Below are 20076 nucleotides of genomic sequence, written 5' to 3'. Positions count from 1 at the left end.
ATGCACAAAGTTGTATCGGGTAATATAGCCTAATGTCTAGCTGACAAATAGGGATTTAAGTGAGCGTATGTCAATGTGCTCGCAAAGGAGGGGGTAGAGGTGGCAGTAAATAGGGAGCTTCTTGAAAGGACACTTGATATTATTCGCCAGAGCCTACAGGCTGACGGTGGCGATGTTGCGCTTGTAGATTGCAGCGATGATGGTGTGGTAACGCTTGAAATGCAGGGTGCTTGCGCTGGCTGTCCTCTGTCTTCGTATGACATGAGTGAGGGTATCGAGCGCATTTTGATGGAGCATGTGCCAGGTGTAACCAAAGTTCAACCTGCGATGCCGTTCTAAGGTAGTGCAGGTATGTGGCTTAACGAGCTGTATCATCAACTTAATCCCATAGCTTTTGCATTGGGGCCAGTGGTGGTGCGCTGGTATGGTTTGGCATATCTTGCTGGTTTTGTTTTAGGCGCTGCTTGGATTTGGAAGACACAAAAGCGATGGGGGCTGGATTTAACGCTCGATGATTTGATATCAGTCATGATAGGTCTTGCTTTTGGTGTCATTATCGGAGCGCGTCTTGCTTATGTGCTCTTTTACGGAGCTGGCTACTATCTAGAACATCCGCTTGAGATTCTGGCATTCAACCAGGGAGGTATGAGCTTTCACGGCGGCCTTATAGGGGCAGTTGTTGGGGGCGGTATTGTGGCACGCAGACTGCATTTGTCGCTGGCAACCCTTTGTGACTTAGGAGTAAGCGCAGCACCGATTGGGCTTTTCTTTGGGCGTTGTGCCAACTTTATTAATGGTGAGCTTTGGGGCAAGCCGACTGATTTGCCTTGGGGAGTTATGTTTTCTGATGCAGGTGGTGGGATGGTCTATCGCCATCCCTCGCAGCTCTATGAAGCTCTGCTTGAGGGCGCTGTGCTTTTCTTGGTACTTTTTGTGCTGTCGCGACGTAAGCCTACTCTTCCACAGGGGACTTTTTTGGGTGTATTTTTGCTGCTCTATGGGGTATTTCGTGCGTTGATTGAGTTTGTGCGTGTACCAGATGCTCAGCTGGGTTATCTTTTTGGCAATTTTTTGACAATGGGCCAAATTCTGTCTTTACCATTAATTGTTGCTGGCATAGCGATTTTCGTCATTGCTGCCCACATCAACGCCCCGCAACGGATTTACCTCGATACATAAAGTGTTCCTGCTTGTGCAGGCTGTCCTTGTGCAGGACAGCCATATGCAGTGTGTTCTTATGCAGCGCATCCTTGTGTAGTGCTGTCTTGCGCAGAGGACAGCCTTGTATAGCATGTCCATTTCCATAGATGGTTCATCCTTCGACTTTTCGAAAAAAATGACCTGGTGTTTTGTGATCGTTGACTTCGAAGCTCGAACCATCTGTGGGTTTAGGGCTCGAAAAATGGACCATCTGTGGGCGCAGCGGTCGAAATTCGAACCATTTGTACATAAAAGAAAATGCATATCCAAGAAAACACAAATCCCCACTGTCTGAGCATAATGAGCATAGACGGTGGGGATGTGTTATCACGGGTGGGGATGTGTTATCACGCAGAGTATTTATCCTCGCGCACCATAAAGCAGAGCTTATAGCCTCATGAAGGGCTCTTCCTCAAAGCCATCCTCATCATCGTCAAAGTTATCAAGTTCAGTATCTACCGCATCTTCGCTGTCGCTATGGATATGGGTATGCTCAAGCCCTTCATCATCGTCATTCCAACCATAGGCAGAGGCCACTTCTCCTTCTTCGAGTTCGGGTAGAGCAGCGGTAATAGAGCAGAGTCCCTCATCTGCAGGAACAATCTTTTCCCATTGGATGAGAACGGCAGATTCAGGTGCACGGTCGAGCTCAACTAATGAGTCTAGATAAATGGAATGCGCGCCATCAAGTAGGTCGGATTTGGCGTTTAAACGTTCAAACATCTTTTCAAAACGATCGAGCGCTTCTTCTGCATCTGAGGCTTCTACTACAGCAGGCATCAAGACATAGTTGTCAGAGACATCGTTTTCATCACTGTAGTTGAAGTTACCTATATAAAGCATGAGCGTCTCCTTTAGATGAGGAATACAACAATACAAACGCTTCACTTGTGACTTTAACGCATGTAGACTCTCAAGTGAACGAGCTTAGGTAGACGGTAAAAATTGGCAGCATCAATTACCATGACTGCGTGGGTTTTGAGTAGGGGATAAGCTTTCTACTTTCCCTTGACAAGACAAACGGCTAAAATTCTACTGTTTCTACCACGATGCAAGAAGGAGACCTGCATGTCCGGACACTCTAAGTGGGCTACCACCAAGCACAAGAAGGCTGCGATTGACGCAAAGCGTTCCTCGCTCTTCTCCAAGCTCTCGCGCAACATCACGGTTGCCGCCAAGTCTGGAGGCGACCCCAACCCGGACAACAACGCAACGCTTGCTGCTGCTGTTGCTCGTGCTCGCATGGTTTCCATGCCTAATGCAAAGATTAAGGCTGCTATTGACAAGGCCTTTGGTGCTGGTGCCGATGCCGCTGTTTACGAAGAGATTAGCTATGAGGGCTATGGCCCTGCGGGTGTCGCTGTCTATGTTGACTGCCTAACCGACAATAAAAACCGCACCGCTGCGGACGTGCGCTCCGCGTTTTCTCATGCTGGTGGCAATCTTGGTACTTCGGGCTCTGTTGCTTTCCAGTTTGAGCGTAAAGGCTCTATTGCTGTTGATAAAATCATCAAGAGCGATGATAAGAAGGTTGCCGACCGCGACAATGCTGTCGATGAAGATGAGTTCATGATGGCAGTTGCCGAAGCTGAGGGCGACGATTATGAGGACGCCGGCGATCAGTGGATTGTTTATACCGCCTATGACAATATGCAGGATGTCCAAAAGGGCCTCGAAGCACAGGGTATTGAGGTTAAGGGTTCCGAGCTCACGATGATTGCGACGACTCCCACCGAGGTCTCTGTTGCTGATGCCAAAAAGGTTCAACGTCTCGTTGATCGCCTTGAGGAGCTTGAGGACGTTCAAAACGTTTATGACACCATGAACCGTACTGATGAGATTGAGGAGGCCCTCGCAGCTGACGAGTAGCCTCGACCTAGGTGCTTTGCGTATAGTTAGGTAAAGCAACTTTGGCCAAGACGAGTATTGCGAGGTGCGCTTGAGTAGGCAATATCGCAATTATGGTGACGACCTCGAGGCAGATGGCTTCGAGGTCGCTTCGCATAATCACAAAAAGGGGCATTTTCAGAGCGGGTCAGCCTTTTCGAGGGGCGCGGCCGATTTGCCGCCTGTCAATCCGGCGCCGCAGACTCGTCGTGCAAATGCAAATCTTCAATTATCACAGCACCCGGCAAGCCTGAGTAGTCTTGAGGCAAATCGTGCCGATTTTGACCGTCGCTATAGAAATGAAGGCTACGGCAATACTGATAGTTGGTCTGCTACACCCATACACAGGTCTCGTAGACCTGCACAGGAATATTATGATGAGAGTGTCTACGATAGACAACCAGGACACCAGATCCATTTTCCACATTGTGAACACAAACGTCATGGATTCCTAAAGTTTTTAATTGTCCTGATTGCGGTATTTGCTGCAGTGTATGCACTGGTGTTTTTGCCTATCGACAATAAAATTGCCTTTAAAGATCCCGAGGCAAAAGGCGTAGCGGAAGCTACCCAGATGCATATTCCTCTGCAGCCCTACTATGCGCTTTTGCTGGGCTCTGATGCACGAGAGAACGATACCGTGTCGCGTGCTGATTCCATTATTTTGGCTCGAATTGACGTAGTAGCCAACAAGATTACGATGTTGTCCATTCCTCGCGATACCAAGATAGAAATACCTGGTCACGGTATTCAAAAAATCAACGCAGCGTATGCTTTTGGCGGTGCTGGCGGCATGGCTTCCGCAGTGAGTAAGCTCGTGAATGTGCCCATTTCAAAGGTTGCCGTTATTCACTTTGATGGATTATCTTCGCTCGTAGATGCAATAGGTGGCATTACGGTTAACGTGCCCGTAGATGTCAATGACCCTGAGTACACGGGGCTCGTTCTGCCCGCAGGAACCCATCAGATGGATGGCAAGACTGCACTGCTTTTCTCACGTGTTCGTCATGGCTTTGCTTTAGGTGATTTTCAACGCCAAGCAGATCAGATGCTGGTACTGCAGGCCATCATGAGTAAGGCTCGCACGCTGCCGCCTTGGGAGATGTTAGGTGTTGCCAATTCAATGGCTGACATGATGGATAGCTCGATGCGTTGTTATAACATGATGCCGATTATGCTACGCATGTTGGGTGGATCACCAACTATTTATCATGCGGCACTACCGTCTACGACTGATTATATTGATGGTGTGTCTTATGTCATTAATGATGAAGCGGCAACTTCGCGTCTGATGGAGGTCATCAATGCAGGTGGCAATCCTGAGGATGAGAATGTAAAGACTGGTATGGAATAAAAGCAAGCAAAGCATGTGTCCGGCGCTTGCGTTATCCTTCATAAGAGTAGATTAATCGCGGCCTGTGTGCTGCAGAGTATGAGGGGGTGGGGCATGAGCGGTTTTAAGCGCTTGTGCATGTTTGTCTTTGGACTAGCTGGAATGGCCTGCCTCGCAATATTAGTGCTGCCTTGGTATGGCATCTATCAGCATGGCATTGCGACTGTGCTTGCCCATCCTATTGGTGGTACAGTCGCTCTTGTGCTTGCCTGCATTACCGGTCTCGGTCTGTTGGTATGTCTGTTAGGTGCTCTGTTTACCCCGCGTAACCCGCATTCAGTTATTGTGTCTGTTGTTGATGGTGATGAGGTGCACGTCACACGTGATGCTATTCGTGCTCAGGCAGTGCATACCATAGAGCGCGACGGCACCTTGACGGCACGGAGCGTAAATGTCAAAGCAAAGAAACGCGGCCATGTGCGTGTCTTTTGTCGCATTCAGCCCAACAACACGGTTAATGTTGCAGAGGTCGGAGCAGAGCTTCATGACCGCTTGATGGTAGGTCTTTCCGAGATATGTGGCGATACGGTTGATAGCGTCACGATTGAGTTTGTTGACCCCATTACTCATGACGAACCTGTCAATTTTGATAGCCTTGAAGCTAGCTATGCCAACACGATGCCAAAGGCACATCCTGTGTCGACAGAGCCTGAATCTCAGTCAACCACCTCCGAAACGCCTTTTGCTGAAGATATTCGTGTACCCATGGGACACGCGACGACCTTGCGCCCACCTCAGCTTGAGCCTGAGATTACTGACGATGATAATCTTTCTGTTGACATGGATATAACTGAAGAAGTCCCTACAACTGATAGGGAGGACTCATAATGCAAGAAAAGAAACCTAAGATGAACATTGAACAGCAGATGGCTGCCAGCAAAGAAGAACAGACCCACACAGTTAAAACTAGCTCTCCACAATTGATGCCTAGTGAGAAGGTATCTCAGCAAAGTGCTGAGACGGGCAAGCTTCCTCATCAGGCTGTTATCGAGTGGATTCGTCGGAGCTTTCCCGGTCACGAGAATGCTGTTTACGGTGGTGTCATAGGCCTTGCATTAGCAATTCTCTTTTTGATTGTTGGCCTTTGGACCACATTAGAAATTGCTTTTTTCTGCATTGTTGGTGTTGCAGTGGGGCAGTTAGTTGACGGTGATCCCCGTATTATTCGTGCCATTCGCTCGTTTTTTGAGCCTCGCAACTAAGATTATGAACTAGCCTTCGTGCAGCTAGAAAGGACACTTTCATGAGTGAAGACAAAAAGCAGGAGCTTGAGCAAACAGTTTCTCAGGAAAGTATAGATACACCTGCAGCTCCTCTTGCTTCTATCGAAGCAAGCGAGAGCAGTACTGCTATAGAGCCGGTCTGGGATGGAGGTGAGGGAGTGGCTGTTGATTCTGAAGAAGATCTCGACAGTGAGGACTCCCTGACATTCTCCAATGGTGTTATTGAAAAAATTGTTGCCATTGCCATGCGTGATGTACCAGGCGTTATTGGTATGAAGGGTGGCTGGCTCGATCGTGTACAGGAGACCTTTGGTGCTCATGCGCCTCGTAAGGGCGTGACGGTTGAGGTTACCCCCGATTCTGCTGTACGCGTTAATATATCGGTTATGATTGAGTACGGTGCCTATGCCCCCCAGGTTTTTGAGGATGTCAAAAAGACGGTGGTCAAGCAGGTCATGGGTATGACGGGACTCGAAGTTGCTGGCGTCAATCTGCGTATTGAGGATGTCTTGACACAGGAAGAGTATGCGGCTTCCAAGCGCGCCGATGCCGCTGCCGCGGCTGCTGCAGAAGCGGCTGTACAGGCCGAGACTACCGACACCGAAACAGAGGAATAAGCGTGAGTTTGCGCACATCAGTTGCGATCGCTTTAGGGAGACTAACTTCTTGGGGCTTGCGCGATTTGCTTCACCGCAATGCATCCCAGCTACCTGGTAGAGTTGCGCTGGGTGTAGATTCCCAGGTGATTGCAGCTTTGGCAGGAAAACTGCAAAAGGGTTCGATTGTTATCTGCGGCACAAATGGTAAGACCACTACAAGCAATATAGTGGCATCTGCTATTGAGGCTACCGGTAAGCGTGTACTCTGCAATCGCGTGGGGGCAAATATGGCTCCTGGTGTTGCGGCGGCACTGCTTCCTGGAAAAACGGCAGACTGGGCAGTGATTGAGGCGGACGAACTCTCAACAGTTCATATCCTTCCCCAACTGCGCCCCAAATATCTCGTATTGCTCAACCTCTTTCGAGATCAGTTAGATCGGGCAGGTGAAATTGAGCACGTACAGGATGTTATTGTGTCAGCCCTGCTAGCATCTCCTGAGACTTGTCTTGTGTGTTGTGGCGATGATCCGCTTTCGGTAGGCGTCGCTTATCGTGCTGCTCAGGCAGGGACGCAGGTGTTGAGCTTTGGTATTGGTGAGGATTTAGATCAAGCAGCAGATCGTGTGCCCGAAGCGCGTTTTTGTCAGCGTTGCGGAGCAGAGCTTAGTTATGACTATCGCAGCTATGCACAACTTGGTGCGTTTCGTTGCCCCAGCTGTGATTTTGCCCATCCTGAGCTCGACTTTGTGGCTCGCGAGGTCAGAGTAGGCCGTGAAGGAATCACATTTAGTGTGTCGGGACCTGGCTTTAGTAATGAAAGGCCCCTGCAGCTCCATGCTGATTTCGGTGGCGTTTACATGGTGTATAACCTGCTTGCTGCCTATGCTGCAGCGCATCTTGCTGCAGTCGATGCCGCAAGTTTTCAGCGTACTATAGATACATTCAAGCCTGCCAACGGTCGTTTGCAACATTTCAACGTTTATGGGCGCGAAGTGGTTCTCAACCTTGCAAAAAATCCTACGGGTTTTAACCAAAATATCTCTCTTTTGTTGGCGGACAAACGTCCCAAATATGTTCATATTGCCATTAATGACAAGGTAAATGATGGTAAGGACATCTCCTGGATTTGGGATGTTGATTTTGAGCGTCTTTCTGACGATGAGAATCCTATACAGGTATATTGCAGTGGCAGTCGCGCAAATGATTTGCAAGTACGTCTGAAGTATGCAGGAATCGCCTCATCAATTTCTGAAAGTGTAAAGAGCACGCTCGCTTCGCTTGACGCCTCTGATACAAAACAAACACTCTATGTACTCACAAATTACTCGGCGCTCTGGCCTGCCAAAGCTGAGCTTGAAGAGATGAGGGCGCGCCATGTCTAGTACTTCTCGGACACTTCGTATTGCGCATCTCTATCCTGAGCTGCTTAATCTTTATGGTGATTCGGGCAATATTCTTGTGTTGCGTCGTCGTTTGGAATGGCGCGGGATTGCCTGTGAGGTCATTGAATGTCATATGGGCGATCGTCCGACTTTTTCGAATATAGATATCGCTTTTATTGGCGGGGGATCCGACCGTGAGCAGAGTATTGTTTGTAAGGAGCTGCTCTCGGTTCAAACAGAGCTATCCGCCTTTGTCGAGGATAATGGTGTCCTTGCGGCAGTTTGTGGTGGCTATCAGCTACTCGGATCCAGCTATCTGATGGGGGATGAAGAGCTTCCCGGTCTCGCTTTGGTGGACATGTACACCGATAGAGCAGAGCCACGCCTTATTGGCAATATTGTAGTGGAGAGTCGCATCTCTCCGCAGCGTATTGTGGGATACGAAAACCATGGTGGGCGTACGCATTTAGGTGCTGATGTTGAGCCTATGGGCAAGGTCTTATATGGTCATGGCAATGATGGCAAGACGGGTTTTGAGGGCTGTCTCTACAAAAATGTGCTAGGTACCTATATTCATGGCCCCCTGCTCCCAAAAAATCCTGGGGTAGCAGATTATCTTATCTCGAGTGCGCTCGGGCGCCGCTACGGTGATGCAACGCTCGAGCCGCTTGACGATGCAGAGGAGCTTGAAGCAAACTCGGTTATGACAAAACGCCTGCTTCTAGGTAAGGTTAAAGAGCAATAGACGTGTCTTGTCCAGCTTGGCAGTGCGTCTGATTGCCTAGCGCATTTTACCTGCATAAACTAGATATGAGTAGAGATACATCCATACAACTCCGCCCAACAAAATTACGGTAAGAATGGGCGTTGCGAGTGCTTGCAAAATATCGCTGGCAAGACCGCAGATGATGAGTCCTACTCCCATAAATATGGACGTAATACCACCCATGCGATGTGTCCTTTGCCAACAATGTTCATCTGCCAGTGCCCAAGGTGTTTTAATGCCAAAGCTGTAATTCTGGCGTACGCGGGGAAGATAATTTCCGAGAGCGATGAGGCCCACTCCTACTGTGCAAAGTATAAGCAGAGGGATTACCTTGCTGCTTTGGGGAATCCAACCAAACACAGTAGCCTCTGTAATCCAAGAAAGGATAATGAAAAAACAGCTCGTAGCAATGATAAAGTTATGCCAAAGTCCTTGGATTTTTTTATACGCCTCACCTTTTGGATCAATCTTGGGGATAAAGTAAAAAGTCACCAACATACCCAGAGGCAAGCCCGAAAAAACCAGTGTTGTCCAACGAGGACCATAAGCATCTATCTGTCCACTTACACCCCAATGCGTAGGAATAGTCTGAGGGAGCTTCGGATAAAAATAGAGATGAGCTGCAAAATTAATGAGGCAAAGTAGAGCTATTGTCAGCCAAAACTTCTTTTCTTTAGTTTTCATGGTCTTACGCCCCTTCGTGTGACGTGAGTTCAAACAGCCACGCCATGAGTCCTTGAACAACGGTAGTATTGAGTCGATAGCGTACGTAGAGTCCTTCTTTTTCAGAACTTACAAGCCCTGCATTTTTGAGAATGGCAAGATGATGGCTGAGGGTGGCTTTGCTCAGGTCAAAATGCTCGGCAATTTCACCTGCCGTGAGTTCTTGGTCTTGTAAGAGTTCCAAAATTCGTCTGCGTGTTACATCAGATAGTGCAGTGAATGCTTCTCCAGCCATGTCCTTTCCTCACTAATTCGATGAATATCAAATTAGTATGAGATGGTATGACAGTGCTCTTCTTGCGTCAAGACTGATTTTTGTTGGTTGAAACCTATAATGAAACGCGATGAAAGGAAGTAAGCCATGTATGACAATGAATACGTACCAGGTCGCAACGACGAATGTTGGTGTGGTTCGGGCAAGAAGTACAAGAAATGCCATATGCGCAAAGATGAGCGTATGGAAAAACTCGCGCTTGCAGGTGAAGAGCTGCTCCCTCGCAGTCTCATGAAGTCCGAGGCTGATATTGAGGGCATTCGTAAATCTGCTGTAATTAATCGTGGCGTGCTAGATATGGTGGGGAAGCGCATTGCTCCAGGAGTTACCACCGAGGAGATTGATACGTGGATTTATGAATATACCACCGCACATGGCGGCGTCCCTGCTGACCTTAACTACGAGGGCTATCCAAAAAGTGTTTGTACCTCAATTAACGATGTTGTCTGCCACGGGATTCCTTCTCCTAAGGTAGTGCTGCAGGAAGGCGATATTGTTAACGTTGACTGTTCGACTATCTTGAATGGTTATTTCTCGGACTCGAGTCGAATGTTTTGTATTGGTGAGGTTTCCGATGAGCGTCGCCGTTTGGTAGAGGTTACGCTCGAGTCGGTTAAGGCGGGACTTGAGGCAGTTAAGCCTTGGGGTCATCTCGGTGATGTTTCTTATGCTGTTCAATGCTGCGTTGAAGAAGCAGGATATTCGGTGGTTCGCGAGTATGGTGGGCACGGCATTGGAAAAGAGTTCCACGAAGATCCTTTTGTGAGCTTTGTAGGTGAGCCAGGTACCGATTATGTGCTTGTTCCTGGTATGTGTTTTACCATTGAGCCTATGGTTAATGCAGGCGCTCACGACATCTGGATTGATCAAAGTGACGGTTGGGTAGTCCGTACCAAGGACGGTAGTGATTCTGCTCAGCGGGAAGTCCAGTTGGTTGTTACCGAAGATGGATATGAGCTTTTGTCTTGGTAGCCTTGCTTTATAGCTTTGTTGCTTGCTCAATATATTCAAAAATGGGTGCCAATAATACTTGGCACCTTTTTTAATTAAAAGTTTTTTCTTTTGGGTGGGAATCTGTCATAAAAACTGTTATAACACTGTTATATAGTTAGCTAAGGATAACTAATAGGAAGGAAAGAGATGGAACCTTCATCGTCAAAGTCATCCCAAAAATCATCACCTCTCATGAGACTTTTGGGATGGTCTGAAAAAAAGGGAAGCTATGCACTCAGCGTTATTCTTGCGATTATTGGTGTTGCAGGAAGTATGGCTGCCTATTTTGCTGCCGGACATATGATCGCAGGAATCCTCACAGGACAACGAAATTGGGGCTTCTTTTTGTATTGGGGAGTAGTTGCAGCGATAGGCTACCTTGCTTATCTGGTGTTCCACTTTGCCTCAACGGCGATTTCACATATGGCTACGTTTGCTACTATTTCGAATATACGCCAGCTTTTAGCCAAAAAACTTGTTCATGTTCCCATGGGTTACGTTCTTGATATTCCTTCAGGAACACTTAAATCATTGATGGTTGAGAAAGTCGATAGTATTGAGACTATGCTCGCTCATGCGGTCCCTGAACTAACATCAAATTTGTTGATTCCCGCGCTCGTTTTGATATATCTAATTACCCTTGACTGGAGGTTAGCGTTAGCAGCACTTATCCCATTTCTTTTGGGGATGCTCTGCATGGTGGGAATGACCCGTGATTATGCACTATGGTACGGCAATACCGTAACAACGGGTAAAGCCATGAATGATGCCTCGGTTGAGTATGTCGCTGGTATTGAGGTTATCAAGGCGTTTGGGCAATCTGCCAGCTCATATGAGAAATTCTCCCGTGCCGTTCACGCATCGGCACATGCCTATATTGATTGGATGGCACATTGCCAAGTATGGGCGAACGGTGCATATTCACTCGCGCCCGCAACGCTTGTTACCGTATTGCCTTTAGGTTGCCTATTTGTTGCGCAGAAAACGCTTGACCCAGCTACCTTTGTCATGTGTGCTGTTCTTTCAGTGGGTATCTTTCCACCACTTTATGCAGCGGCGACTTTTGCAGATTCTTTGGCGCAGATTGGCACGACGGTAGATGAGATTGCCAAGGTGCTTGACTTGCCCAATCAGCGTCGTGCCACAAAGCCGATCGTGCTTGAAAATTATGACATCAGCCTTTCAGATGTGCACTTTTCTTATAGTGACCAAGAGGTTATTCATGGCGTAAATTTGGAAATAAAAGCAGGACAGATGACCGCTTTGGTTGGTCCTTCTGGTTCGGGAAAGTCGACCCTTGCTCGGCTTATTGCAGGTTTTTGGGATGCTCATAGTGGCAAGGTATGCATTGGTGGACATGCGCTGCAAGAGATGACTGCAGAGCAACTGACACAGCAAATTGCCTATGTCGACCAAAATAGTTATTTGTTTAATGAAAGCATCATGAACAATATTCGTATGGGTAGGCCACAAGCAAGTGATGCAGAGGTAATAGCTTGTGCAAAAGCTTCGGGTTGTCATGATTTTATTGCTGCATTGCCGCAAGGCTATCAGACAGTCGTGGGTAGTGCGGGCGGCCATCTTTCAGGTGGCGAACGTCAGCGCATTACCATTGCACGCGCCATGCTGAAAGACGCACCCATCGTGCTGCTTGACGAAGCTACCGCCTATTCCGACCCCGAAAGCGAGGTTGAAGTTGAGTCAGCAGTTGGCAAATTGGTAACTGGCAAAACGCTGATTGTAATTGCACATCGACTTTCTACAATCCGTGATGCTGATTTGATTGTGGTGATGTCAAAGGGCTGCGTTGAAGCCCAGGGCACGCATCGTGAGCTTATGGAAAATTGCCCGCTTTATGCAGATATGTATACAGCGCACATCGGCGCACGCGACGAGGCCTAAAGGAGGGCAAAACTATGTTTTCTGTTTTAAGAAAGTATTTTATATTTGGCAATGCCTACCAACTCAAATTAAAGCGCGGCCTCGTCTTTACTCTTCTACATGCGCTTTTTGAGTCCCTACAAATTACGGCACTTTGGGTTGTACTCTCTAGTCTTGTTCGTAATGAAGTATCAGCAGCAACGGCTCTCATTTCTCTTGTCGTAATGCTCGTGAATATTATTGGATCCTTTGTTACGACGCATCTTGCCAGCATGAATTTTTGCTGGGCTAATTATGGTAACGCGGGAAAAAAACGTATGGATATAGGCGATAAATTGCGTCATCTGCCGATGGGTTACTTCAATGAAAAAAGCTTAGGAGAAGTTACAAGCATTATGACAAATACCCTTGATGACATGCAAAATCTTGGCGGTTTGGTTTACCAGGCAGTCCTTGGTGGTCTAGCTTTTTCACTGATGATTTGCGTCATGATGTTTGTGCTCGATTGGAGATTGGGTCTTTTGACCCTTACCACTACTGCCTTGTTTGCGGGTAGTATGGAGCTTCTACAGCGGTTTGTCCGCGTGGCATCTGACAGGCGAACTGCCGCTCAGCAGTCCATCGTAGAAGCTGTACTTGAGTATGTCCGTGGTATTTCAGTTGTACGCGCTTTCTCCCTTCTTGATAGTGCACAGAATAAATTGACTTGTGCCATTGTTGCCTGTGAAAAAGAAAATATTAGCTTTGAATTTGCTGCCATGCGCTTTGCCCTTATGCAGGCCGTAGTCTCAAAAGCTACAAGCGTTGCTCTGTGTCTTCTTTCATGCTGGCTCTATCTAACGGGTTCAATGGATGCAGGTATTAGTCTTACGATGATAGTTGCTTCATTTATGGTATTTAGCCGTCTTGAAATGTCAGGAGCTTTTTCTACTATTTTGCGCCATATAGAAGTTGCAATGCAACGTGTTGACTCGCTGCTCGCTACGGAAGAAATGAGTGAAGGGCTTGGAAAAGAAGTACCAGATAATCTCGATATTACGCTGAGTCATGTCTGTTTTGGTTATGGAAAAGAACGGATTCTAGAAGATGTTAGTTTTAGCATTCCATCAGGTACATCCTGTGCAATCGTTGGTCCTTCTGGTTCGGGCAAAACTACCTTGGCACGTTTAATTGAACGCTTTTGGGATGTAAATGAGGGCAGTATCAGTCTAGGTAGCTACGATGTGCGCGACTATAAAGTTGATGCGTTACTTTCAAATTTCTCTACCGTGTTCCAAGGCGTATTTCTCTTTGACGATACGATTGAAAATAATATTAAGTTCGGTTCCCCCAATGCTACTCATGATCAGGTAGTACAAGCAGCACAAAGAGCGTGTTGTCATGACTTTATTACTGCTTTGCCTGATGGTTATGAGACACGTCTCGGTGAAAATGGCTCAGTGCTTTCGGGGGGAGAACGCCAGAGATTGTCAATTGCACGAGCGATTTTAAAAGATGCACCAATTGTGGTGCTTGATGAAGCAACGGCAAATGTTGATCCAGAAAATGAGTTGGAGTTGCAGCATGCAATTGCTGAGCTTATCTCTTGTAAGACGGTTATCTTGATTGCGCATCGCCTCAAAACGGTACGCAATGCCGATCAGATACTCGTGTGTGACAAAGGACGTATTGTCCAGCGTGGTACACACGATATGCTTATGCAGCAAGATGGTCTTTATGCCACATTTGTAAATATGCGTAAGCAAGCAGCTGGTTGGAAGATAGCTTCTCTATAAAGCCTGTATGCCCGCTTGCCTATAATGACACTGCAAGGCAGGCGGGCGAGAGGGACATTGGTATGACAGCAGTACAGAGTTCTTCACGAGAAAAAATTCTTGCTGCGGCTCGTAATGAGTTTTGGAAGCACGGTTTTGAGAAGGCATCTCTGCGTACGATAGCGCAACAAACACATATGACCACGGGTGCTATCTATGGTTATTTCACTTCAAAACAAGCGCTTTTTGATGCGCTTGTTGAGCCCGCCGCTGCGGGCCTTCTTGCCCTTTTTGAAAAAGCCCAAGAGGACTTCTATGCCTTAAGTCCCGATAAGCAAGGCATGGAAGCCATGCTTGACTACACGCTTGCGGTGAGTAAGCGTATAACTGAAGCACTTTATGCCAATCGCGATTCTTTTTTGCTTGTGTTAGAAAAAGCAGGTGGCACACCGTGGGAAAACTACGTTGATCGCTTTGTGGAGATTGAGGTAAAAAGTACGGCTGAATATATTGAAATCTGTAATGCTCGAAGCAATGAGAGCATGTCTCCCATCTCGGGCATACTGGCGCATGCCCTCGCGCGCTCTTATTTTTCCTGTGTCTTTGAAATTTTTTATAATGAACCAGATGAAGGAATCGCTGCTACATATATACAAGAACTTGTCTACTTTTATCACAGTGGTTATGCAAGTTTATTTGATAAGCTGCGTTCATAGTCGAAATATGAGAACAAGAAAAGCCGCCTGCGCAGTTAAACCGCAAGCGACTCTGGTTTAGACTAACAGCATAGCTGTCATATTAAGCAAAACTACTTTTTTGCCTTGCCTTGGTTGGCGACAGCGTTAATCTTTGCCTCAATGGTGGCAGGATCGCCGATGTAACGCTTGTCGATAACGTTCCAGTCCTTGTCAAAGGTGTACGCACAAGGAACACCAGTAGGGATGTTGACCTCAAGAATCTGCTCAGGAGTAAGGTGCTCAAATTGCATCACAAGAGCACGTAGGCTGTTGCCATGAGCAACGATGAGCACGCGCTTGCCAGCCAACATCTGAGGTTTAATCTCGGACTCAAAGTACGGCCATGCACGAGCGATGGTGTCCTTGAGGCACTCGGTGTAAGGCAACTCCTCCTGAGGTACATCGCGGAACTGATCTTGGACGTGAGGATCGCGCTTATCGCCAGGCTCTAGCGCAGGTGGACGTACATCAAAGGAGCGACGCCAAATTTTGACCTGATCATCGCCGTGCTCTGCAGCAGCATCGGCCTTGTTTAGGCCCTGAAGTGCGCCATAGTGGCGCTCATTAAGACGCCATGTCTTATATACAGGTAGCCAATTGCGATCTATCTCATCAAGAACGTGGTTGAGGGTATGGATAGCACGCTTGAGTAGGGAGGTATAGCAGAGATCAAAGTCAAAACCTTCCTCCTTGAGCGCACGGCCACCTGCAGCAGCCTCCTCGCGCCCTGTATCGGTAAGATCTACATCTGTCCAACCAGTAAAGAGGTTGAGCTTGTTCCACTCGCTTTCGCCGTGACGAATAATGACAAGTTGCATGTTTTGGTTATCTGCCATCTGTTCCTCTTTCCCGTCTTGTCCCTACGCGGTAATCCGCGACCTGTTAGTTCTTATTGTAAGTGAGAGTAAGGCCCGTGTGTTCCTCACGTAGCAATCAACGTATTACTACCGTAAGGCAGAGTTTATTGAGTATAGTTATACTTGTCTAACAAAGATGAGGGGGTACCATGGTTGATTTAATCGTCCTAGCATTCATCGGTCTGGGTGTCTTTTTGGTGTTTCGTTCTTTTAGAAAAGGCGGAGGAGAGTGTGCGAGTTGCGGCAGCTCTGGTACCTGCAAGGCACGAGCTGCGGGTTCAGGTCACTGTTCTGCTGCAGCCGATATGCTCCAGCGCGCAAATTCTGCTCTTAAAAAGGACATACAAGGTCGTTAGCCTACCTTCTGCAGAGTTTAGTCAAAACAGGTAACAGAGACGAAATTTATGTATGGAATACTTCCATGTTCGACTATAGGTATGCGCAGTTTTGCGGGGGCTGTCCTGTGCAAGAGCTGTAGAGAGTTGGTCTGGCATGATATGTCTGAGGGAGGCATTGAATGAGCGATGACAGAAACATCGATTTCGTTCTGCGTACAGTAGAAAAGCGCAATATTCGCTTTATTCGACTGTGGTTTACCGATATGCTCGGCACATTAAAATCTTTTGCTATTTCAGCTGAAGATTTGGAAGAAGCCTTTGAAGAGGGCATTGGCTTTGATGGTTCCTCCGTTGATGGCTTTGTACCGCTTGAAGAATCTGACATGCTAGCTTTCCCTGATGCCTCGACTTTTCAGATTTTGCCAGGCAATTCCTCCGAAGGTCCCTCAGCGCGTATCATTTGTGACATCGCCACGCCTCGTCGCGAGCCTTTTGAGGGCGATCCCCGTACTTGCCTCAAAACACTTTTCGAAAATCTTGATGAAAAAGGCTATGTAGCCAACATTGGTCCTCGCATTGAGTATTTTTACTTTGCTTCAGATGGTTCTGCTCGTCCTAATCAAGCGCGTCCTTTGGACTACGCCGGTTACTTTGATTTGACTTCTTTTGATTCAAGTTCTGATTTGCGTCGCGATACTACCATGATGCTTGAGCGCATGTCAGTACCTGTAGAGTACAATTTTCACTCCAGTGCGCCCTCGCAAAATGCTGTTGAACTACGCTTTACCGAGGCTCTTACTGCTGCCGATAACATCATTACGGCACGTTATGTCATTCGTTCGATGGCTCAAGAAAACGGGGTACTGGCGTCCTTTATGCCCAGGCCGATGAGTGAGTACCCGGGCTCTGGAATGTTTTTGTATCACTCACTCTTTGATCTCGAGGGTAATAATGTTTTTTGGGGTCCGCGCGATGGTGACTCTGATGCGCCGCATGCACACTTCTCGGAGCTGGGTTGCCAGTACATGGCAGGTCTTCTTAAATATGCACCCGAATACACCTTAATTTGCAATCCAACTATTAATTCATATAAGCGTTTGGTACCTTCCGGGGATGCACCTGCCTATGCTACCTGGGGATTCAAAAATCGCAACGCTCTGGTGCGCGTTCCTCTACACAAACCAGGTAAACACCAGTCTGCTCGCTGTGAGCTACGTAGCCCCGATCCTTCTGCCAATCCTTACCTTGCTATTGCAGCTACTCTTGCTGCGGGCATGCGCGGTATTGAAGAGGGGCTGGTACTCCCCAGTGAAGTCAATGCTGAGACTTTGGCTAAGGGCCCTGCTGAGCTTGCACGTCTGGGTGTGGCCTCATTGCCGCGCACTTTAGGCGAGGCTCTAGATGTCTTTGAAAAGAGTGAGCTCATGCGAGAAGTACTGGGCGACCACATTGTTTCTTATATGCTTGAAGCCAAGCATAAGGAGTGGGATGAATACTGTAGTGCCGTTACTGACTGGGAGCGTGATAGGTATTACGCAGGTATTTAAATCCTTAAGGCTCCAGCTAGTTAAGATATGTTTGCAAGAAACGAGTCTCTGACAACAGCTAGAGACTCGATGTGAGTTTTTGTGTTCGTGTCCAATCTTATATCAATATGCTATTCTTTTTGAAATGTGCAGGGCCTTTGGCCCTGCCTTAGCAAAAGAGTACGGGGAGCAAGCACATGCATCATAAGAATATCTTGCTCATTGCGAAATCTGATCGCTACCATGCAAGAATGAGCGAGCTTACGCATAAGCTCGACGTTTCGGTTGCACTAGCCACGCCTGCTACGTTTTCGCAGGCAATTTCTTCGGGGCATGAGTTTTCTTTAGTAATTGTTGATCCTGAAGATATGGAAAATGAAACGCTTACCAGCGTTGATAGCTACGTGGCCGACAACGGGCTCATCCCTCGTCTCTTTATTATGGATGAGCATAAGCTCAGCAAATTCCATTTGCCTGTTCAGGGTCACAATGATTTTATCTGCTCTACTGCCAGTGATGCTGAGTTTGAGGTGCGTTGTTCTCTACTGCTATGGCCTGGCGAGGAAAATGCTCCGGATGACATCATTACTGTTGACAATATGACGATTAATCTGGCCACCTATCAGGTCTATATCAATGAGAAGAGCGTTGACTTAACACTGATGGAGTACTCGCTGCTGTCCTTCTTGGCTACGCATCCGTCACGCGCTTATTCGCGCGAAGCTCTGCTTCATCGCGTGTGGGGCTTTGAGTATTGTGGCGGTACTCGTACGGTTGATGTTCATATCCGGCGCGTTCGCTCCAAGGTAGGTCCTCAGATTGCGGCTCATATTGTGACCGTACGTGGCGTTGGCTATCTCTTCAAGATTTAAGTTGTGGATCAAAATTTATATTTAAAGTCTTTGTAGCTAGGTTTGTACCTAGCTACAATTTTGTTCTTGAAAAAAGAACGGTGAGACAGGTATTTGATAAAGCAGCAGTATTTATCTTGAGAATTATCGTATCGCACTGTTTTGTACAATGTAGGCTTAGTACTTATTGGGTATGAGAGTTTTCATTAAGGGTAAATTTTTCTTGTATTTGAGGCTTGGCATACAAGTAGTGTCAAAGCAAAGGAGCAACGATGAGTGAATTTGATGATCAGCCCATCTTTGATAAGCAGAGTTCTACCTCTGAGCATTCTGCGCATGTGAACTCTGCAACGCAGGCCACGGCACCACAACCATGTCCCACACAAAACTATGGTGGCGCAGCAAATGGTCTTGTGGGTGATCAGCCTATAACCGCGTCCTCGGAGCACAATGCCCATAAGAAAAAGCGCAGTGGAGCCAAGCATTTTTTGCAGGGTGTACTTGGTGGTGCGGTAGGCGCTGGTGCACTGGTGGCGATACTTCTTGGTACGGGGACTCTTGGATCAAAAGTTGTCACCCCAACTCCAGGCTCAAGTAACAAGATAACAATCAACGCCAGTGGTGAAAATGCTTCGATTGCGAGGGCAGTAGCTACCAAGTGTTTGCCTTCTGTTGTGTCCATTGGTGTTAAGACTCCACGCGGGGGAGCTCTGGGTTCTGGCGTTATCTTGGATAAAAAAGGCAATATTGTCACTAACTATCATGTAGTCGAAAATGCCCAGTCTATTACGGTCGATATTGAAGGCAAAACTTACAATGCTAAGGTTGTAGGCTCAGATAGCTCCTCTGACATTGCTGTTATCAAAGTTGATCTTAAGGGTGCTCGCGTAACTCCTATTGATATTGCCGACTCCGACAAGCTGGTTGTTGGGGACTGGGTTATGGCTATTGGCAGTCCCTTTGGTCTCAATCAGTCTGTTTCGACAGGCATTGTCTCGGCTTTATACCGCTCGACCCTGTTGCCCTCTTCTTCGGGCACTACGGTTTACGCCAACCTTATTCAGATTGACGCTGCCATCAATCAAGGAAATTCCGGCGGTGCCTTGGTTAATGATAAGGGTGAGCTTGTAGGTATCAATACACTGGTAGAGTCCTCAAGTGGTGACTTCTCGGGTATTGGTTTTTCTATTCCAGGAAATTACGCCGTAAATATTGCCAAGAAGATTATTGCTGGCGAAAAGGTCACCCATGCTTATATTGGCGTGTCGATGCTGACAGTTAACTCTCAAAATTCCAGTGGTCTTGCTGTCGATAAGGGTGCGTATGTAGCACAGGTTGACAAGGATGGTCCTGCTGCAGAGGCCGGCATCAAGAAAGGCGACATCATTACTGCAATTGATGATGACAAGATTAGTTCTGCTGATGGGGTGATTTTGAGCATTCGTAGTCATGCTGAGGGCGATAAAGTCAAGGTCACCGTCAATCGTGATGGCAAAGAAGAGAGCTTTACGGTAACGCTGGGCAATGATGAGGAGCTACAGACCCAACAACAGCTCATGAGAAACAACCCTCAGGACAACCAAAATTCTCAAGATTACAATCCTTTTGAAGGCTTTGGCGAGTAGAACTATTTATTTTGTTTGTGAAAGAAGTACACAAAGGCTGTCAGTTGTTGGCAGCCTTTTTGCTGTC

The 20076-nt window shown here is 47.3% G+C and carries 21 protein-coding genes; 17 read left to right on the top strand and 4 right to left on the bottom strand.

Annotation, left to right across the window (positions count from 1 at the left end; translation table 11 throughout):
* Positions 1–99 precede the first annotated feature (99 nt).
* Together BN4314_RS01175 and lgt are read left to right on the top strand one after the other, a co-directional pair.
* Positions 100–339, top strand: a complete 240-nt coding sequence (locus BN4314_RS01175; protein ID WP_021735019.1) for a NifU family protein — start codon at positions 100–102, stop codon at positions 337–339.
* Positions 340–351: 12 nt separating this feature from the next.
* Complete coding sequence (gene lgt, locus BN4314_RS01170; protein ID WP_021735044.1) at positions 352–1179, top strand: prolipoprotein diacylglyceryl transferase; 828 nt, start codon at positions 352–354, stop codon at positions 1177–1179.
* A 408-nt stretch (positions 1180–1587) separates the two neighbouring features.
* Here the strand turns inward: lgt and BN4314_RS01165 are convergent, their stop codons facing one another.
* A complete protein-coding gene (locus tag BN4314_RS01165) occupies positions 1588–2043 on the bottom strand; it encodes a hypothetical protein (protein ID WP_021734954.1) in 456 nt (151 codons plus the stop codon).
* A 225-nt stretch (positions 2044–2268) separates the two neighbouring features.
* Between BN4314_RS01165 and BN4314_RS01160 the strand changes: the two genes are divergently transcribed.
* From BN4314_RS01160 to BN4314_RS01130, 7 genes are all read left to right on the top strand, one after another.
* On the top strand, positions 2269–3069 hold the full coding sequence (locus BN4314_RS01160; RefSeq protein ID WP_021734858.1) for a YebC/PmpR family DNA-binding transcriptional regulator: 801 nt from the start codon (positions 2269–2271) through the stop codon (positions 3067–3069).
* A 70-nt stretch (positions 3070–3139) separates the two neighbouring features.
* Positions 3140–4441, top strand: coding sequence for an LCP family protein (locus BN4314_RS01155; protein ID WP_148424827.1), 1302 nt, complete (start codon positions 3140–3142; stop codon positions 4439–4441).
* A gap of 93 nt (positions 4442–4534) precedes the next feature.
* Positions 4535–5308: an Asp23/Gls24 family envelope stress response protein gene (locus tag BN4314_RS01150; protein WP_021735053.1), complete on the top strand. Its 774-nt coding sequence runs from the start codon at positions 4535–4537 to the stop codon at positions 5306–5308.
* Positions 5308–5682 (top strand): DUF2273 domain-containing protein, encoded by a 375-nt coding sequence (locus BN4314_RS01145; RefSeq protein WP_021734846.1) that lies wholly within the window; start codon positions 5308–5310, stop codon positions 5680–5682. The genes BN4314_RS01150 and BN4314_RS01145 overlap by 1 nt, the downstream gene beginning before the upstream one ends.
* 41 nt (positions 5683–5723) lie before the next feature.
* Positions 5724–6320 carry an Asp23/Gls24 family envelope stress response protein gene (locus tag BN4314_RS01140; protein WP_021735105.1) on the top strand — a complete coding sequence of 199 codons (597 nt, stop codon included), beginning with the start codon at positions 5724–5726 and terminating at the stop codon, positions 6318–6320.
* A gap of 2 nt (positions 6321–6322) precedes the next feature.
* The gene (locus tag BN4314_RS01135; RefSeq protein ID WP_021734984.1) at positions 6323–7684 is read left to right on the top strand and encodes a Mur ligase family protein; all 1362 of its coding nucleotides are present in this window, start codon (positions 6323–6325) and stop codon (positions 7682–7684) included.
* Complete coding sequence (locus tag BN4314_RS01130; protein WP_068539314.1) at positions 7677–8429, top strand: type 1 glutamine amidotransferase; 753 nt, start codon at positions 7677–7679, stop codon at positions 8427–8429. Before BN4314_RS01135 ends, BN4314_RS01130 begins: the two co-directional genes overlap by 8 nt.
* A gap of 36 nt (positions 8430–8465) precedes the next feature.
* On the opposite strand, the gene BN4314_RS01125 is transcribed toward BN4314_RS01130, so the two are convergent.
* Together BN4314_RS01125 and BN4314_RS01120 are read right to left on the bottom strand one after the other, a co-directional pair.
* Positions 8466–9134 (bottom strand): SdpI family protein, encoded by a 669-nt coding sequence (locus BN4314_RS01125; RefSeq protein ID WP_021734944.1) that lies wholly within the window; start codon positions 9132–9134, stop codon positions 8466–8468.
* Between the two features lie 4 nt (positions 9135–9138).
* Complete coding sequence (locus BN4314_RS01120) at positions 9139–9408, bottom strand: autorepressor SdpR family transcription factor (RefSeq protein ID WP_021735056.1); 270 nt, start codon at positions 9406–9408, stop codon at positions 9139–9141.
* A 126-nt stretch (positions 9409–9534) separates the two neighbouring features.
* On the opposite strand from BN4314_RS01120, the gene BN4314_RS01115 reads away from it, so the two are divergent.
* From BN4314_RS01115 to BN4314_RS01100, 4 genes are all read left to right on the top strand, one after another.
* Complete coding sequence (locus BN4314_RS01115; RefSeq protein WP_068539312.1) at positions 9535–10419, top strand: methionyl aminopeptidase; 885 nt, start codon at positions 9535–9537, stop codon at positions 10417–10419.
* A 213-nt stretch (positions 10420–10632) separates the two neighbouring features.
* Complete coding sequence (locus tag BN4314_RS01110; RefSeq protein ID WP_232309696.1) at positions 10633–12342, top strand: ABC transporter ATP-binding protein; 1710 nt, start codon at positions 10633–10635, stop codon at positions 12340–12342.
* 14 nt (positions 12343–12356) lie between these two features.
* Positions 12357–14096: an ABC transporter ATP-binding protein gene (locus BN4314_RS01105; protein ID WP_068539308.1), complete on the top strand. Its 1740-nt coding sequence runs from the start codon at positions 12357–12359 to the stop codon at positions 14094–14096.
* A gap of 62 nt (positions 14097–14158) precedes the next feature.
* Complete coding sequence (locus tag BN4314_RS01100; RefSeq protein WP_021734822.1) at positions 14159–14791, top strand: TetR/AcrR family transcriptional regulator; 633 nt, start codon at positions 14159–14161, stop codon at positions 14789–14791.
* A gap of 92 nt (positions 14792–14883) precedes the next feature.
* Here BN4314_RS01100 and gpmA read toward each other — a convergent pair whose 3' ends face one another.
* The gene (gpmA, locus tag BN4314_RS01095) at positions 14884–15648 is read right to left on the bottom strand and encodes a 2,3-diphosphoglycerate-dependent phosphoglycerate mutase (RefSeq protein WP_021734950.1); all 765 of its coding nucleotides are present in this window, start codon (positions 15646–15648) and stop codon (positions 14884–14886) included.
* A gap of 170 nt (positions 15649–15818) precedes the next feature.
* Here gpmA and BN4314_RS01090 point away from each other — a divergent pair, with 170 nt between their 5' ends.
* The 4 genes from BN4314_RS01090 to BN4314_RS01075 all read left to right on the top strand — a co-directional run bounded on the left by BN4314_RS01090 (position 15819) and on the right by BN4314_RS01075 (position 20009).
* A complete protein-coding gene (locus tag BN4314_RS01090; protein ID WP_021735004.1) occupies positions 15819–16025 on the top strand; it encodes a hypothetical protein in 207 nt (68 codons plus the stop codon).
* Positions 16026–16186: 161 nt separating this feature from the next.
* The gene (locus BN4314_RS01085) at positions 16187–17554 is read left to right on the top strand and encodes a glutamine synthetase family protein (protein ID WP_021734852.1); all 1368 of its coding nucleotides are present in this window, start codon (positions 16187–16189) and stop codon (positions 17552–17554) included.
* A 176-nt stretch (positions 17555–17730) separates the two neighbouring features.
* Positions 17731–18405 (top strand): winged helix-turn-helix domain-containing protein, encoded by a 675-nt coding sequence (locus BN4314_RS01080; RefSeq protein ID WP_021734910.1) that lies wholly within the window; start codon positions 17731–17733, stop codon positions 18403–18405.
* Between the two features lie 251 nt (positions 18406–18656).
* Entirely contained in the window at positions 18657–20009 is a 1353-nt protein-coding gene (locus BN4314_RS01075) for a S1C family serine protease (RefSeq protein WP_021734857.1), read from the top strand.
* Positions 20010–20076: the final 67 nt, after the last annotated feature.

The sequence above is a fragment of the Olegusella massiliensis genome (assembly GCF_900078545.1).
Taxonomy (GTDB): Bacteria; Actinomycetota; Coriobacteriia; order Coriobacteriales; family Atopobiaceae; genus Olegusella; species Olegusella massiliensis.
This window is presented reverse-complemented; position numbering and strand designations above follow the sequence as displayed.

What these genes read in the sequence shown, in the direction of transcription:
- lgt (WP_021735044.1), top strand. Translation starts at nt 352, where the DNA reads ATGTGGCTTAACGAGCTGTATCATCAACTTAATCCCATAGCTTTTGCA.
- BN4314_RS01165 (WP_021734954.1), bottom strand. Translation starts at nt 2,043, where the DNA reads ATGCTTTATATAGGTAACTTCAACTACAGTGATGAAAACGATGTCTCT.
- BN4314_RS01160 (WP_021734858.1), top strand. Translation starts at nt 2,269, where the DNA reads ATGTCCGGACACTCTAAGTGGGCTACCACCAAGCACAAGAAGGCTGCG.
- BN4314_RS01150 (WP_021735053.1), top strand. Translation starts at nt 4,535, where the DNA reads ATGAGCGGTTTTAAGCGCTTGTGCATGTTTGTCTTTGGACTAGCTGGA.
- BN4314_RS01145 (WP_021734846.1), top strand. Translation starts at nt 5,308, where the DNA reads ATGCAAGAAAAGAAACCTAAGATGAACATTGAACAGCAGATGGCTGCC.
- BN4314_RS01140 (WP_021735105.1), top strand. Translation starts at nt 5,724, where the DNA reads ATGAGTGAAGACAAAAAGCAGGAGCTTGAGCAAACAGTTTCTCAGGAA.
- BN4314_RS01130 (WP_068539314.1), top strand. Translation starts at nt 7,677, where the DNA reads ATGTCTAGTACTTCTCGGACACTTCGTATTGCGCATCTCTATCCTGAG.
- BN4314_RS01125 (WP_021734944.1), bottom strand. Translation starts at nt 9,134, where the DNA reads ATGAAAACTAAAGAAAAGAAGTTTTGGCTGACAATAGCTCTACTTTGC.
- BN4314_RS01120 (WP_021735056.1), bottom strand. Translation starts at nt 9,408, where the DNA reads ATGGCTGGAGAAGCATTCACTGCACTATCTGATGTAACACGCAGACGA.
- BN4314_RS01115 (WP_068539312.1), top strand. Translation starts at nt 9,535, where the DNA reads ATGTATGACAATGAATACGTACCAGGTCGCAACGACGAATGTTGGTGT.
- BN4314_RS01110 (WP_232309696.1), top strand. Translation starts at nt 10,633, where the DNA reads ATGAGACTTTTGGGATGGTCTGAAAAAAAGGGAAGCTATGCACTCAGC.
- BN4314_RS01105 (WP_068539308.1), top strand. Translation starts at nt 12,357, where the DNA reads ATGTTTTCTGTTTTAAGAAAGTATTTTATATTTGGCAATGCCTACCAA.
- BN4314_RS01100 (WP_021734822.1), top strand. Translation starts at nt 14,159, where the DNA reads ATGACAGCAGTACAGAGTTCTTCACGAGAAAAAATTCTTGCTGCGGCT.
- gpmA (WP_021734950.1), bottom strand. Translation starts at nt 15,648, where the DNA reads ATGGCAGATAACCAAAACATGCAACTTGTCATTATTCGTCACGGCGAA.
- BN4314_RS01090 (WP_021735004.1), top strand. Translation starts at nt 15,819, where the DNA reads ATGGTTGATTTAATCGTCCTAGCATTCATCGGTCTGGGTGTCTTTTTG.
- BN4314_RS01085 (WP_021734852.1), top strand. Translation starts at nt 16,187, where the DNA reads ATGAGCGATGACAGAAACATCGATTTCGTTCTGCGTACAGTAGAAAAG.
- BN4314_RS01080 (WP_021734910.1), top strand. Translation starts at nt 17,731, where the DNA reads ATGCATCATAAGAATATCTTGCTCATTGCGAAATCTGATCGCTACCAT.
- BN4314_RS01075 (WP_021734857.1), top strand. Translation starts at nt 18,657, where the DNA reads ATGAGTGAATTTGATGATCAGCCCATCTTTGATAAGCAGAGTTCTACC.